The sequence below is a fragment of the Streptomyces sp. NPDC002328 genome (assembly GCF_042890065.1).
In the GTDB taxonomy this organism is placed as follows: domain Bacteria; phylum Actinomycetota; class Actinomycetes; order Streptomycetales; family Streptomycetaceae; genus Streptomyces.
This window is the reverse complement of sequence record NZ_JBIARQ010000002.1, coordinates 413052-428318: the sequence shown is the minus strand read 5'-3', so window position 1 is coordinate 428318 and position 15267 is coordinate 413052. Positions and strand designations below refer to the sequence as shown.

The following is a 15267-nucleotide window of genomic DNA, read 5'->3' as shown; positions in this document are numbered from 1 at the left end:
GAGTCCGTCCTGCCCGCGCTGCGCGAGATGCGCTGGTGGGACATCGAACCCGTGCTGGAACTGGAGAAGGACCTCTTCCCCGAGGACGCCTGGTCACGGGGCATGTTCTGGTCCGACCTGGCCCATGCCCGCGGCCCCGGCGCGACCCGGCGGTACGTCGTCGCCACCGTCGACGGCCGCATCGTCGGCTACGCCGGGCTGGCCGTCGCCGGCACCGCCGCCGAGGGCGAGAGCGAGAGCGAGGGCGGCTCCGGGACGGGCGCCGACATCCAGACCATCGCCGTCGCCCGCGAACGCTGGGGCACGGGCCTCGGCGCCCAGCTGCTCACCGAACTGCTGCGGGCCGCGAGCGAGTTCGACTGCACCGAGGTCATGCTGGAGTGCCGGGTCGACAACGTCCGCGCGCAGAAGCTGTACGAGCGCTTCGGCTTCGAGGCCATCGGCTTCCGGCGCGGCTACTACCAGCCGGGCAACGTGGACGCGCTGGTGATGCGCCTGACCGACCCCTCCACCACCCTGAACGGCGTACAAGGAACCGAGATCAATGGCTGACGAACCGCTCGTCCTGGGCATCGAGACCTCCTGTGACGAGACCGGCGTCGGCGTCGTCCGCGGCACGACCCTGCTGGCGGACGCCGTCGCCTCCAGCGTCGACGAACACGCCCGCTTCGGCGGGGTCGTCCCGGAGGTCGCCTCCCGCGCCCATCTGGAGGCGATGGTCCCCACCGTCGACCGCGCGCTGAAGGAGGCCGGCGTCTCCGCGAAGGACCTGGACGGCATCGCGGTCACCGCCGGTCCCGGCCTCGCGGGCGCGCTGCTGGTCGGCGTCTCGGCGGCGAAGGCGTACGCGTACGCGCTCGGCAAGCCGCTGTACGGGGTGAACCACCTCGCCTCCCACATCTGCGTGGACCAGCTGGAGCACGGCCCGCTGCCCGAGCCGACGATGGCCCTGCTGGTGAGCGGCGGCCACTCCTCCCTCCTGTTGTCCTCCGACATCACCTCCGACGTCCGTCCGATGGGCGCGACGATCGACGACGCGGCCGGCGAGGCCTTCGACAAGATCGCCCGCGTGCTGAACCTGGGCTTCCCCGGCGGCCCGGTCATCGACCGGTACGCGCGCGAGGGCGACCCGAAGGCGATCGCCTTCCCGCGCGGCCTGACCGGCCCCCGCGACCCCGCCTACGACTTCTCCTTCTCCGGTCTGAAGACCGCCGTGGCCCGCTGGATCGAGGCCAAGCGGGCGGCGGGCGAGGAGGTCCCGGTGCGGGACGTGGCGGCCTCCTTCCAGGAGGCGGTCGTCGACGTCCTCACCCGCAAGGCCGTACGGGCCTGCAAGGACGAGGGCGTCGACCACCTGATGATCGGCGGCGGCGTGGCCGCCAACTCCCGGCTGCGGGCCCTCGCCCAGCAGCGCTGCGAGTCCGCCGGCATCCGGCTGCGCGTCCCGCGCCCCAAGCTGTGCACGGACAACGGCGCGATGGTCGCCGCCCTGGGCGCGGAGATGGTCGCCCGCGGGCGCGCCGCCTCCGGCTGGGACCTCTCGGCGGACTCCTCCCTCCCGGTGACCGAGCCGCACGTGCCCGGCCATACGCACGACCACGTGCACGAGGTCAGCAAGGAGAACCTGTACTCGTGAGGATCCCGGCATGACGGTCGCGTTGATGTGGGAGGCCCGCGCGGTCGCGGGACGCGGTGACGAACTGCTGGCCTGGGCGCGCGCACAGAGCCTCGCTCACACGCCGCTGCGCCGGGAGACCCTCCGGGCCCCCCAGGACCGGGTGCTCGTCATCACCTGGTGGGACGCCGAGTACGACGCTGAACTCCCCGAACTGCCGGAGCCGGACGGGGAGTTGGTGACCCGGGCGGTGCACCGCTGGCGGTTCGAGTCGGTCGCGGACGACAGCTGACCCGACGGGCCTTCCTCACTGCGGAGAGGTCAGCGTCCACGTCGACGTGAGCACCGTCGCCCCGGTCAGCGCGCAGGCCACCGCCCCGATCAGGGACGCGTCGAAGGCGAGCCCCGTCGCCAGACCGACCGCGACGCCGGTCACGCCGAAGAAGACGCTTCGACGCCACCAGACGCGGCCGGGGCGGGCGGGGCGCACGACCGTGTCGGCGGGGAGGACGAAGGCGTCCCGCAGATCGCTGCGCACGGCCTCGCGGTCCTCGAACTCCGTGCTGAGCGGCGGCTGTTCGCGCAGCCGGCCGAGCGGGACGAGACGGGTGCCGTCCGCCAGCGCCACCACGGCGGACCGGCGTCGGCCGGGGCCCGCGTGGTGCACGGTGACCGGGACGGGGCCGGTGACCTCGTCCAGCGCCGGATCCCACATGACCCGCTGCCAGCGCGCGCCGGCCCCGGTCTCGCCCCCGGCCCCGGTCTCGCCCTCGGCCCCGGTCTCCTCCTCGGGCGGAGGCAGCTTCAGCCACGTCGTCATCGGCTCCCGCCAGCGCGCCGGACGCCGGCCGAGGTGCACGGTGGCCGTCACGGCGCGGCCCGGCCCGCGCGACGTCCACAGGAAGCGCAGCCCGCGCCGGGCCCAGACGCCGGTCAGGACCAGGGCCACGGCGGCGCCGAGGGCGATGGGGACGAGGAGGTCGTCCTCGACGAAGGTCTCGTTCGGGTCGGCGGGGAAGCCCTGTGGGTAGGCGGAGGCGGGGTCGTAGGCGACGGGGAAGGGGCGGTTCTCGGCGTAGCGGTCGACGTCGTAGACGCCGAAGCGCTGCACATGCTCGCGGCCGGCGCCGTCCGTCCAGCGCACGCGGATGTCCTCCATGTCGCCGATGCGGTCCTCGACGACCACTCCGGCCGCCGTCGCCGTGGCCCGGTCGCGGGCGTCGAGGTAGCGCTCGGCGTGGAAGCCGAGCCAGGCGGCGAAGAGGGCGAAACCGACGAGGGTGACGGCCACGCCGAACAGCCCGACGCGCAGGGCGGATCCCGGGCGGCTCATACGTTCTGCTCCTCCTTCGGCGCGGCCGACGCCCACAGGGCGCGGAGCGGCGCGGGATCGCCGTTCTCCACGGCGTCGTGCACGAGTTCGTTGAGGTCGACGACCGTGGCGTCGTCGTCCGGCGAGGTGAGGACGGTGTTCAGCCAGCGGCTGGAGTACGTCCAGCCGGCCGCGCGCAGCACCTCGGCGAAGGGGCCGCTGACGGCGGCGGCCAGGACGGTGCGGGTGAGCGCGGGGCGGACGGTGTCCGGGGCCCGGCGCAGGTGAGGTTCGAGGCGGTTGGCCAGCTCCTCCAGGGCGCCGTCGGCGAACGCGTCCAGGGCCGCCGCGACCGCCTCCGCCGGGGTGTCCTTGCGGGTCGCCTCCAGGAGGTGGCGGCTGATGTCGTCGTTGAGTTCATGGAGGCGCTCGGCGGGCAGTTCGAGGAGGCGGACCGGCTGCACGCCGTCGCCCTGCTCCTCCGTGTCCTCGATGCGGGGCCATTCGAGCAGACACAACTCCCCCGTGCACCACCGCTCCACGGCCGCGGCGGTGCGCAGCGGCAGCGGGGCGGCGGCGTACGGGCTCCCGGGGTGGGAGGGCAGTGCGGCCGTCCGCCGGTCGAACGGCGGGTGGTCGGCGGCGTGGTAGGGGTCGAGGGCGTCCTCGTCGGCCGCGGCGCGGACGGCGCGGCGCAGGACGTAGGGGTCGCTCAGAGCGGCGTCGAGGGCGTCGTAGAAGTCCTCGGGGTACTGCTCCTCCTCGGCCAGATCCGACACCCAGGAGGCGCCGAGGCCGTCGAACGCGGAGTCGAGCACGCTCGTCGTGTGGAGGGCCTGGCCGGTGGCCTCGGTGCCCGCGACGCGGGCCGCGTCGGCGTCGGCGGCCGTCTCCGCCTGCCAGAGCAGCGGTTGGGAGGCACGCAGCAGGCGTGCGGCGAGGGGCGCGAGCGGGCGGAGGCTGCCGTCCAGGCGTTCCGCGAGTGTGGCGTGGGCGGACCGCAGCAGGATCGCGCGGCGGTCCCGCAGATGCCGCTCGTGTCCGAGTTCGTGCGCGATCACGGACGCCAGCTGCGCCTCGGTGAGCCTGCGCAGCAGGGGCAGACCCAGCAGGAGGGTGTACGCCTGCCTGCCGTCGACCCGGGCGCGGCCCAGGGCCGCCTGGACGCCGGGCACGATCCGGACGAGGAGCGGATCGCGGAAGCCGAGCCGCTCGGCCACGTCCCGCACCAGGGCGGCCAACTCCGGTTCGTCGGCGGGCCGTACGGCACGGCCGGGCTGCGGCTCGCGGTTCACGACCGATCTCGCGGCCTCACCGGCGATCAGGAACAGCGGCACCACGATCGACCACGGCGGGCCCCAGAGCAGCAACGCGAGAAGCAGGGCCGAACCGACGGCGGCCCGCGGGAGCCACGCCAGCCCCGCCATGGCCACGATGAGCGACCACTCGCGCAGGGCCGACGGCCGCCGTATGTCCATGGGGTGGGGATTCCTGTCACTCGCGCGAGGGGTGGTCGAACAGACCTTCGGCGGATTCTGGCACAGCGTGTGGACGGGACGTGGCCGGATTTCACGCGACCGCCGCCGGTCATGCGCCCTTTGCCCGCATATCCCGTCAAGGGTTCGGAAACTCGCGCTTTGCCGAGTCGAGGGCGAGCGCGGGGAACGGATCGGGCGAAAGGGGCGGCGGAGGCCGGCGACGGCGCCCGTCAACTGCCCCCCTTGGCGCACGCTTTGTCGTTCGCGGGGACGGCGTTGACGTCCTCCGGGGCCGCCGGCGGTCCCCTGGCCATGATCGTCGGACATGCGTCACAGACACAGACACAGAGGGCATCCCCGACCCGTGCGCCGATCCGTGCGCCGCACCGCCACGGGCGTACTGCTCGTGCTCGCCGCCCAGCTCGCCCTGGTCGACCAGGGCAGCGGCCTGGCCTTCGCCGCCGGCTCGACCACCAAGGCTACCCAGGCCGCCAAGGCCGCCAAGGCCGCCAAGGCCGCCAAGGCCGCCAAGGCCGCCAAGGCCGCCAAGTCCGCTGCCGCCGGCTCCGCTCAGGCCCAGGACGAGGCGTCGGCGATGCTGACGGCCCGGCTGCGGCACCGCAGGATCGAGGTGCTGTCCGACCGGACGGCCGACTCGTCGACGTACGCCCTGCCGAACGGGCAGGTGCAGACCGAGGCGTACGCCGGTCCGGTGCGCACCAAGACCGACGGCGGGTGGAAGGACATCGACACCTCGCTGTCCGACACCGGAGCGGACCTCACGCCCGCCGCGGCCGCCGCCGACATCGCCGTCTCCGACGGCGGCGACACCGGGCTCGCCTCGGTCAGGAAGGGCAGGCAGTCCTTCGGCCTGGGCTGGAGCAGCAGGCTGCCCGCCCCCCAGGTGCGCCGCAACACCGCCTCCTACGCGCTGGGCGGCGGGCAGACCCTGTCGGTCACCGCGCTCGCGCAGGGCTTCTCCGAGGACATCGCGCTCGCCCGCAAGCCCGCCGGGGGCTCGGTCTCGTACCGCATCCCGCTGCGGCTGGACGGGCTGACGCTGTCCCGGGCCGCGTCCGGGCACCTGCTGCTGAAGGACACGGGCGGCAAGCTCGTCGCCGAGGCGCCCGCGCCGATGATGTGGGACGCGAGCCGGGACCCCCGCTCCGGCGAGTCGGCCCACCAGGAGCAGGTGACGACGAGCGTCGAGACCGCCGCCGACGGCTCCCAGACCCTCGTCCTCACCCCCGACCCGACGTTCCTGGCCACCGCCTCCTACCCGGTGACCGTCGACCCGACCACCACCCTCGCCGTCACCACCGACACCTGGGTGCAGAACCCGGACTACACCGACTCGCAGATCTCCTCCGAGGAACTGAAGTCGGGCACGTACGACGGCGGCACCGACACCGCCCGCTCCTACCTCAAGTTCGACGTGTCGAAGTTCGCGGGCAAGCACGTCACCGCCGCGACGATGTCGCTGTACAACTACTACTCGGCGACCTGCTCGACCGCGGGCGCGGCCACCCAGGCCCGCCGGATCACCTCGACCTGGTCGTCCTCGTCGGTCACCTGGGGCGCGCAGCCGTCGACCACCACGACCGGCATGGCGACCAACACCGGCCACTGGGGCTACGACTCCTCCTGCGCCGCCAACTGGTCCAACTGGAACCTCCAGTCCATCGTCCAGGCCTGGGCGGACGGCTCCACGAACTACGGCCTACAGATCCGCAGCGCCGACGAGGCCGACTCCACCACCTGGCGGCGCTTCCGCTCGGCGAACTACTCGACCTCCGGCTACGCGCCGAAGCTGGTCGTCACCTACAACTCCTACGCCGTCGCCTCCGCGCCGGCCGTCTCGCCGTCCCAGGTCAACGCCTACAACGGCAAGCGGTACGTGACCTCGCTGACGCCGACGCTGTCGGCGAAGGCGACGGACGCCGACGGGGGCAACGCGCAGGCGCAGTTCGAGATCACACCCGACCCGTCCTACGCGGACACGACGTACACGTACACCGCGTACGGCAAGACGGTCGCCTCCGGATCCACCTCCACCCTGACGATCCCGTCGGCCTCCGCCTTCCCGGCGGGCTCCCACCTCCGCTTCCGCGTGCGCGCCTACGACGGGACGGACTTCGGGGCGTGGTCGGGCTATACGACGTTCGTGCTGAACACGGCCCTGCCTGCCGCGCCGACCGTCTCCTGCGACCCGTACACGGCCGACACCTGGACGGCGCAGGCGTCCGGCGGCGCCACCTGCACGTCGGACACCTCCTCGACCGACGGCATGGGCTTCGCCTGGGGCCTGGACGACTCCTCCGTGCCCAACCGCGTTTACGACACCACCGACGGTTCGGGCGGCGACCCGCTGACCGTCTCCATCAGCCCCGCCAACGGCTGGCACACCCTGTTCGTCAAGACCGTCGACTCCGGCGGCAACGTCTCCACCAGCGCGACGCAGTATCACTTCGGCGTCGGCATCGACGGCGCGGCCCTGCTCAGCCCGAACCCGGGCGACTCCGTCGCCCGCCGGGTCAGCCTCGTCTCCAAGGGCAAGAGCAGCTACACCGGCGTCACCTACCAGTATCGCCGTGGTGAGACGGACCCCTGGCAGACGGTCCCGACCAGCGCCGTGACCAAGTCCTCCGACGGGTCGGCCGTCACCTCCTGGCCGATCGCGGTCACCGGCGGCAGCCCGGCGGCTCTCACCTGGGACGTCACCACGACGCTCGCCGACGACGGCGCGATCGACATCCGTGCCGTGTTCACCGACGGCACCACGACCGGCTACAGCCAGGCCAACACCGTCACCGTGGACCGCAACGCGGGCACCGCTCCCACCGAGCAGGTCGGACCCGGTGATCTGAACACGCTGACCGGCGACTTCACCCTCGACGAGACCGACGCCTCCAACCTCGGCATGGCCGTCTCACGCACCGCCTCCTCACGGCGGCCCACCGCAGGGTCGGACGCCGACGGGCAGGTGGCGATCTTCGGCCCGCAGTGGACCTCCGGCGCCTCCGAGGAGGTGACCGGCTCCGACTGGGCGTACATCCACAGGACCTCGGCCACGTCGTCCGTGTCACTCGTCGACGCCGACGGGGTCGAGACCGGGTTCACGGCCACCTCGTCGGGCGGCTGGAAGGCGCAACCCGGCGACGAGGACCTGACCCTGACCCACACCTCCTCGCCGGACACCTTCACGCTGAAGGACGAGGAGGGCGCCACCACGACGTTCACCAAGGTGGACCCGGCCGCGGCCACCTGGCAGGCGACCAGCACGTTCCTGCCCACCGACGACTCCACCACGACGGTCGTGTCGGAGAAGGACCCCGACAGCCCCCCGACCGCTCCGCTGGCCCGCCCGAAGTACGTGATCGCCTCCACCTCGGCGGCCACGGCGACCACGTGCGCGGCGACCCCGGCCACGGCCGGCTGCCGCGTGACGCAGTACGTCTACGCCACCTCCACCACCGCCACGTCGAGCGCGTTCGGCGACTACAAGGGCCGGGTGTCGCAGATCAAGGAATGGGGCACCGCCCCGGGAGCCTCGGCGGCCACCGCCACGGTCGTCGCGCAGTACTCCTACGACGACTCCGGCCGCCTGCGCGAGGAGTGGGACCCGAGGATCAGCCCCGCGCTGAAGACGACGTACGCCTACGACTCCGCCGGACGCGTCACCACGCTCACCCCGCCGGGCGAACTGCCCTGGACGTTCGCCTACGGCAAGGCCGGCAACGCGGCCACCGCGGGTGACGGCATGCTCCTGTCGACCTCCCGGCCGAACCTCGCCGCAGGCAGCAAGAGCACCACCGACGGCACGACCGCCACCACCGGAGTCGTCTACGACGTCCCCCTGTCGGGCAGCGGCGCGCCCTACGCCATGGGCACGGCGAACGTGACCGGCTGGGGACAGACCGACGTCCCGACCGACGCCACGGCGATCTTTCCGACCACGTCGACGCCCGCCTCCCACACGGGTGGCGACCTGTCGGCGACCGACTACACGCAGGCCAGGATTCTGTACTCGGACGCGTCCGGCCGTCAGGTGAACACCGCCGAACCCGGCGGACACATCACCACCAGCGAGTACGACCAGTTCGGGAACACTGTCCGGGACCTGACCGCGGCCAACCGCGAACTGGCCCTGGCCACCAGCGGCTCCGGACTGGCGGAACTCACCCGACTGGACATCGACGGCCTGTCCACGGCCGACCGGGCCGAGCAGCTGTCCACCGTGTCGGTGTACTCCTCCGACGGTCTGCGCGAGACGGACGAGTACGGCCCGCTCCACGAGGTCACCCTGGCGTCCACGCTCACCGCGGGCGCCGGCGGCGTCGACCAGCCGGCCGGGACCATCCTGCCCGCACGGCGCCACACCGCCACGAGCTACGACGAGGGCCGGCCCACGGACGGCACCGCCACCGTGTCCGACCAGCCGACGACGGTGAAGGTCGGGGCCTACGTCACCGGCTACCCCGCCGACGCGGACGTGCGCACCACGACGACCGGCTACGACTGGGCCAAGGGCCTGGTCACCAGGACGGTCACCGACCCGAACGGACTGGCACTCGCCCGGACGACGACCTACGACGCGCAGGGCCGGGCCATCCGGACCACCCAGCCCGACTCCGGCGGAACCGACGCCGACACCACGGTGACCACCTACTACACGGCCGGCGGCACCGGCACCTGCGGCGGCCGCCCCGAATGGGCGGACCTGGTGTGCACCGTCGCACCGGCCGGCGCCATCACCGGCGGAGGGTCCAATCCCGCGCAACTCCCCACCAAGACCATGCAGTACGACCGGTGGGGCGACACCACGAAGGTCAGCGAGGTGAGCGGCAGCTCGACCCGCACCACCACGCTCGGCTACGACGGCGCGGGGCGCATCACCCAACGGTCCGTCACGTCCACGACCGGCACCACGGTCCCGGACATGACCGTGACCTACGACCCGACGGACGGTCAGCTCGCCACGATGAGCAACGGCACGGCGACCGTCACCCACGTCCACGACGACCTCGCCCGGGAGATCTCCTACAGCGACGGCGCCGGCAACACCGCCACGACGGCCTACGACGCCGCCGGCCGTCCCGTGCGGACCACCGACTCCGCTCCGTCCACCACCACCTACACCTATGACACCGGCAAGGACCCGCGCGGGCTCCAGACCTCCCGCTCCGACTCCGTCGCCGGCGCCTTCTCCGCCACCTATGACGCCGACGGCGACCTGACCGGCGAGTCCCTGCCAGGCGGTTACTCCCTCACCGTCGGGTACGACGAGACCGGGGCCCAGGTGTCGCGGACGTACACCCGCGACAGCGACGGCACCGTCGCCGCCTCCGACACCGTCGACCAGTCCGTCCAGGCGGAGACGGTCGCCGACACCGACACCAACGGCCAGACACGCGCCCGCGGGTACGGCTACGACGCGGCCGGACGTCTCGCCCTGGCCGACGACGCGGCGCCCGACGGTTCCTGTACCCGCCGCGGCTACACCTTCGACGCCGACTCGAACCGCACGGCCCTGGCCACCTCCACGTCCACCGCGGGTTCGGCCTGCACGTCCACCGGAGCCACCACCACCTCGTACACCTACGACAGCGCCGACCGGCTGACGACGGGCGGCACCGTCTACGACGCCCTCGGGCGCACCACCACCCAGGCAGGCGGCAGCGCCGTCGACTACTACGCCAACGACCTCGTCCACCGGCAGACCTCCGCCGACGGCACCAGCCGGCAGACCTGGACGCCGGACGCGGCCGGCCGCCTCGCCGCCTGGACCACCGAGACGAACAGCGGCGGCACCTGGAGCCAGACGGCGGCCAAGAGCAACCACTACGGAGCCGACGGCGACATCCCCACCTGGATCCAGGAGACGTCCGGCACGGAGACCCGCAACGTTCAGGGCATCGACGGGGAATTGCGGGCCACCACCGGCGCCACCGACGGCACCGTCCTGGAGCTGACCGACCTCCACGGGGACGTCACCGTACAGCTCCCGCTCGACACCGCCCAGTCAGCGGTGTCGTCGGCCTACGACGAGTACGGCAACCCCGAGGACAGCACCCCCGCCACCCGCTACGGCTGGCTCGGCGGACACCAGAGGTCGGGCGAGACGCTCACCGGGGCGATCCTCATGGGCCTGCGTCTCTACGACCCGACCACGGGCCGGTTCCTGTCCACCGACCCCATCGCGGGCGGCAGTGCCAACGCCTACGACTACGCGGGCGCCGACCCGGTCACCGACACCGACCTGAACGGCACGATGATCGTCTGCGGCAACGGCCGGACGGGAAGCCAGTGCAAGGCCCACCCGCGCAACACCAGGTGGACCCGCCAAGGGAGGTACACGTCCACCACCAAGTGGCACGCCTCCCTCTACAGCAGCATGCCCGGCCGCCTGAGGGCCTTCTTCCAGACCATCGAGGCCCTCTTCATGGCCGGGGTCTACGTCGACGGCTGCTGGTGGCGTTACCGCTACCACTACACGCGCTACGGACGCTGGCACAACGGAAAGTGGCAGACGAAGACGGCTAATTGGGATCTGTACGCTGAACAGCCCAGAATCAGGATCTGGGTCAACTTCGTCGGCTACTTCACCAAGACCGGGCCCTGGGACTACTTCGAGTACTACAACTAGCTGTCGACCGGCTTCCCGGGTTTCGATCTCCAAGAACGGTATGCGTCGATGACCTTCCTACAGATAGCGCTGGGGATCACGGAGTTCCTCTGCGCGTGGGTCGCGTACTGGCAGGTGCGCGGCCGCTGGGATCCGCTGCTCATCCCCCTCGCGGTGATCGTGGCGGCGGCGGGCGTCGCCGTGCCGCTGCTGTATCCCCTCGGTCACCCGACCGTGCTCTCCCTGTCTCTGCAGGCACTCGCGGTGATCGCGCTCCTCCTGATCGCCACGCTTGGCCGCAGCCGCGGCCGTGCCCGCACCTGAGACGGGCGGTCGGCGCACGGACGGTGGGGCCTCCGCGGTTGCGGGGGCCCCACCGGGCGTTCCGGCTCCTCGGCCGTTCGGACCCTCAGGCGTCCGGCGCTTCAGGCGTCCGGCCCCTCAGCCGTCCGACACCTCCGTCTCGCAGTGCAGGCGCCGGTCCGTCCCCAGTACGCGCAGCGGTCCCGTCAGGCGCAGGCGGGCCGTGTGGCGGTGGTCCGCGCTGGAGGCGGACAGGCGGAGTTCCAAGGCGCCCGGTTCCACCACGCGCCGGCCCTCGCGGTCCGTGAACGCCGACAGGTCCGGGTGGAAGCGGAAGGTCACCCGGCGGGACCGTCCCGGGTCCAGCTCCAGACGCCGGTAGCCGATCAGGCGGACGTCGGGGCGGGTCACGCTCGCCACCGGGTCGTGCAGGTACAGCTGGACGACCTCCGCGCCGGGGCGGTCGCCGGTGTTGCGGACGGTGACGGCGGTTTCGTAGAAGCCGTCCGTGGAGATCTCGGTCTCCGCCGCGCCTGCCCCAGCCGCGCCTGCCTCGCCCGCCCCGCCGGCCGCCCCCGCCTCGAAGTTCTCCCACACGAACGTCGTGTACGAGCGCCCGTGGCCGAAGGCGTACAGCGGGGTCGGGTCCAGGTTGCTGACCTCGCCGGCCAGGCCCAGCGGGGGCTGGAGGTACGTCCACGGCTGGCCCCCGGGGACGCGCGGCACGCTCACCGGCAGACGGCCGGACGGGTCGACGCGGCCCGACAGCACTCCCGCGACCGCCGGCCCGCCCTCCTCGCCGGGGAAGAAGGCCTGCACGACCGCGCCCAGCCGCCCGTGCCAGCGGCCCAGCGCGTAGGGGCGGCCGGTCAGCAGGACGAGGACGACCGGCACGCCCGTGGCCACCAGCGCGTCGAGCAACTCGCCCTGGACGCCGGGGAGTCGGAGGTCCGTGACATCGCAGCCCTCGCCCGAGGTGCCCCGTCCGAACAGGCCCGCCCGGTCGCCCAGGACCGCCACGCAGACGTCCGCCTCCGAGGCCCGCGCGACCGCCTCCTCGAAGCCCGTCCGGTCCGGCTCCGACACCCCGCACCCCTCGGTGAACGTCACCTTCGCGTCGGGGAGTTCGGCCCGCAGCGACTCCAGCAGCGTGGGGATCTCGATGCCCGTCTCCACCCCGGGATGGTGGGTGAGGACATGGGAGGGGAAGGAGTAGCAGCCGAGCATGGCGAGCGCGTCCGCCGCCCGCGGGCCGACCACCGCGACCCGGGTGCCGGAGGCGAGGGGGAGCAGCCCGTCGGGGTTGTCCAGCAGGACCACCGACTCCTCCGCCAGCCGCCGGGCCAGCGCGCGGTTCGCCGCCGAGTCGAGCCGGACCCGCTCGGGGACCTCAGGCCGCCACTCCTCGTCGAGGAGCCCGAGTTGGCACTTCTGGAGCAGCACACGCCGGGCCGCCCGGTCGACCAGCTCCTCGGGGACGCTCCCCTCCCGCACGGCCGCCGCCAGCGCCTCGCCGTAGTACTTCACCGTCGGCAGCTCGACGTCGACGCCCGCCTCCAGGGCCAGCCGGGCCGTCTCGGCGGGGGTGCCCGCCACCCGGTGCAGGGTCTGGAGGAAGCCGATGCCGAAGTAGTCGGCGACGACCGTGCCGGTGAAGCCCCACTCCTCGCGCAGCAGCCCGGTCAGCAGCTCCGGGTCGGCGGAGGCGGGCACGCCGTCCCGTTCGGTGTACGCGGCCATCACCGAACGGGCCCCGCCCTCGCGCAGCGCCATCTCGAACGGCGGCAGCGTCACGTCGGCGAACTCGCGGACGCCCGCCCGGACGGGAGCCAGATTGCGGGCGCCCGCCGAGGAGGCGTACCCGGCGAAGTGCTTGAGCGTGGCGACGACCCCCGCCGACTCCAGCCCGCGGACGTAGGCGGCGCCGACGGTGCCGACCAGGTACGGGTCCTCGCCGATCGTCTCCTCGACCCGCCCCCACCGCGGATCGCGGACGACGTCGAGGACGGGCGCGAGACCCTGGTGCACGCCCACCGAGCGCATGTCCTGCCCGATGCGCCGGGCCATCTCCTCCACCAGCGGCGGATCGAAGGCCGCGCCCCAGGCCAGCGGGACCGGATAGGCGGTGGCCCGCCACGCGGTGAACCCCGCCAGGCACTCCTCGTGCGCCACGGCCGGGATGCCGAAGCGGCCCGCTTCGACGATCCGGCGCTGGGCCCCGGCCAGGGCGCGCGCGCCGACCGCCGGGTCCACGGGAGCGGTGCCGAAGGAGCGGGTCAGCTGGCCGAGCCCCCGGGCGATCAGCTCGTCCCAGTCCTGCTCGGAGGGGTCGGCGGTCATGTCGTGCTGGTGCGGGGCGACTCCCTCGCCGTCCGTCGCCGCGCCGACCCACACGCCGTACAGCTGCGCGGTCTTCTCCTCCAGGGTCATCCGGGCGAGGAGGTCGTCGACACGGGCGGCGGCGGGCAGAGCGCGGTCGCGCCAGGGGGCGGTGGTCATGAAACTCCTGTCCCGGAGACGTCCCGGAGCCTTCCCGGACGGTCCCAGTCCCGAAGGGTTCGAATGCTCGAATGTTTCGTAAGACACTTCGAATGTTCCGGGAACCTATGGTGCCGTACAAGGTTCGTCAAGAGGGGGCGCGGGGATACGATCGCCGCCATGACTTCCCCGGATCCCGCTGGAACGCGGACAGGAGCGCGGCTGACACAGACCGCCACGCTCGCGGAGATCGCCCGCGAGGCCGGCGTCTCCGCCCCGACTGTTTCGAAGGTCCTCAACGGCCGTGCCGACGTGGCTCCCGCGACCCGCACCCGCGTCGAGGAACTCCTGCGCGCCCACGGCTACCGGCGCCGCCGCGCCGAGGCGACCCGCTCGCCCCTGATCGACCTGGTCTTCCACGAGCTGGAGAGCGCCTGGGCGATGGAGGTCATCCGGGGCGTGGAGAACGTCGCCCGGGACGCCGGGCTGAGCGTGGTGCTCAGCGAGAGCGCGGGGCGGCCGACCCCGGGGCGGACCTGGGCCGACCAGGTCGCCGCCCGCCGCCCGCACGGGGTCGTCCTCGTGCTGTCCGGGCTCGACGAGTCCCAGCGCGCGCTGCTGACCAGCCGCTCCATCCCGTTCGTGGTGATGGACCCGGCGGGCGACCCGGGCGCGGACGTGCCGTCGATCGGGGCCACCAACTGGCAGGGCGGGCTCGCCGCCACCCGGCACCTGGTCGAACTGGGGCACCGGCGGATCGGCGCGATCAGCGGACCCCCGCAGATCATGTGCAGCCGCGCCCGGATCGACGGCTACCGGGCCGCGCTGGAGACGGCCGGGCTGCCGGTCGACCCGGCGCTGATCAAGACCGGCGACTTCCGCCACGAGACCGGCCACCGGCTCGCCCGCGAGCTGCTCGGCCGCCCCGACCGGCCCACCGCCGTCTTCGCCGGCAACGACCTCCAGGCCCTCGGCTGCTACGAGGCCGCGCGCGAGCTGGGGCTGCGCATCCCGGAGGACGTCAGCGTGGTCGGCTTCGACGACCTGCCGGTGGCCCGCTGGGTGGGCCCGCCGCTGACGACCGTGCGGCAGCCGCTCACCGAGATGGCCGAGGCGGCGGCCCGGCTGGTGCTCGAACTCGGGCGGCCGACGTCCGAGGAGGCCCAGGCGGCGACCCGGGTGGAGCTGGCGACCAGCCTGGTGGTGCGCACGAGCACGGCGCCGCCGCCGACCGAGGGGACGGGGTCGGCCGGGGCCTGAGTCGCCCGTGGCCGGAAGTTGACGTATTGACGGGTATGGAGGGCGCCTCCACACTCCTCCGAAGTCAATCGGCTGCACGACCGAAACTTTCGGAGGCCCCGCCATGAGAACCTCCAGTTCATCGTTCCGTGCACGACTCACCGCCCTGCTCACCGCCCTGCTCGCCGGAGGGGCACCGGGACCGGGGCGGGGCAGC

Annotated in this window: 9 protein-coding genes; 6 read left to right on the top strand and 3 right to left on the bottom strand. The window is 73.1% G+C overall.

Annotated features, from left to right (window positions below):
- Nucleotides 1-27: 27 nt before the first annotated feature.
- From rimI to ACFYX4_RS08190, 3 genes are read left to right on the top strand one after another with little or no spacing between them, the layout of a single operon-like run.
- Nucleotides 28-552: a ribosomal protein S18-alanine N-acetyltransferase gene (gene rimI, locus ACFYX4_RS08200; protein ID WP_389328650.1), complete on the top strand. Its 525-nt coding sequence runs from the start codon at nt 28-30 to the stop codon at nt 550-552.
- Complete coding sequence (gene tsaD / locus ACFYX4_RS08195; protein WP_389327859.1) at nt 545-1636, top strand: tRNA (adenosine(37)-N6)-threonylcarbamoyltransferase complex transferase subunit TsaD; 1092 nt, start codon at nt 545-547, stop codon at nt 1634-1636. The genes rimI and tsaD overlap by 8 nt, the downstream gene beginning before the upstream one ends.
- Before the next feature lie 10 nt (nt 1637-1646).
- A complete protein-coding gene (locus ACFYX4_RS08190) occupies nt 1647-1907 on the top strand; it encodes a hypothetical protein (RefSeq protein ID WP_389327856.1) in 261 nt (86 codons plus the stop codon).
- A gap of 15 nt (nt 1908-1922) precedes the next feature.
- Here ACFYX4_RS08190 and ACFYX4_RS08185 read toward each other — a convergent pair whose 3' ends face one another.
- Both ACFYX4_RS08185 and ACFYX4_RS08180 read right to left on the bottom strand, forming a co-directional pair.
- Complete coding sequence (locus tag ACFYX4_RS08185) at nt 1923-2948, bottom strand: hypothetical protein (RefSeq protein WP_389327853.1); 1026 nt, start codon at nt 2946-2948, stop codon at nt 1923-1925.
- Nucleotides 2945-4405 carry a M48 family metalloprotease gene (locus ACFYX4_RS08180; protein ID WP_389327850.1) on the bottom strand — a complete coding sequence of 487 codons (1461 nt, stop codon included), beginning with the start codon at nt 4403-4405 and terminating at the stop codon, nt 2945-2947. Before ACFYX4_RS08180 ends, ACFYX4_RS08185 begins: the two co-directional genes overlap by 4 nt.
- A gap of 364 nt (nt 4406-4769) precedes the next feature.
- Between ACFYX4_RS08180 and ACFYX4_RS08175 the strand changes: the two genes are divergently transcribed.
- On the top strand, nt 4770-11051 hold the full coding sequence (locus ACFYX4_RS08175; RefSeq protein WP_389327847.1) for a DNRLRE domain-containing protein: 6282 nt from the start codon (nt 4770-4772) through the stop codon (nt 11049-11051).
- 48 nt (nt 11052-11099) lie between these two features.
- Nucleotides 11100-11354 (top strand): hypothetical protein, encoded by a 255-nt coding sequence (locus tag ACFYX4_RS08170; protein ID WP_389327844.1) that lies wholly within the window; start codon nt 11100-11102, stop codon nt 11352-11354.
- A 117-nt stretch (nt 11355-11471) separates the two neighbouring features.
- On the opposite strand, the gene ACFYX4_RS08165 is transcribed toward ACFYX4_RS08170, so the two are convergent.
- Nucleotides 11472-13832, bottom strand: a complete 2361-nt coding sequence (locus ACFYX4_RS08165; RefSeq protein ID WP_389327841.1) for a glycoside hydrolase family 3 N-terminal domain-containing protein — start codon at nt 13830-13832, stop codon at nt 11472-11474.
- A 159-nt stretch (nt 13833-13991) separates the two neighbouring features.
- On the opposite strand from ACFYX4_RS08165, the gene ACFYX4_RS08160 reads away from it, so the two are divergent.
- Entirely contained in the window at nt 13992-15071 is a 1080-nt protein-coding gene (locus tag ACFYX4_RS08160) for a LacI family DNA-binding transcriptional regulator (RefSeq protein ID WP_389327838.1), read from the top strand.
- Nucleotides 15072-15267 lie beyond the last annotated feature (196 nt).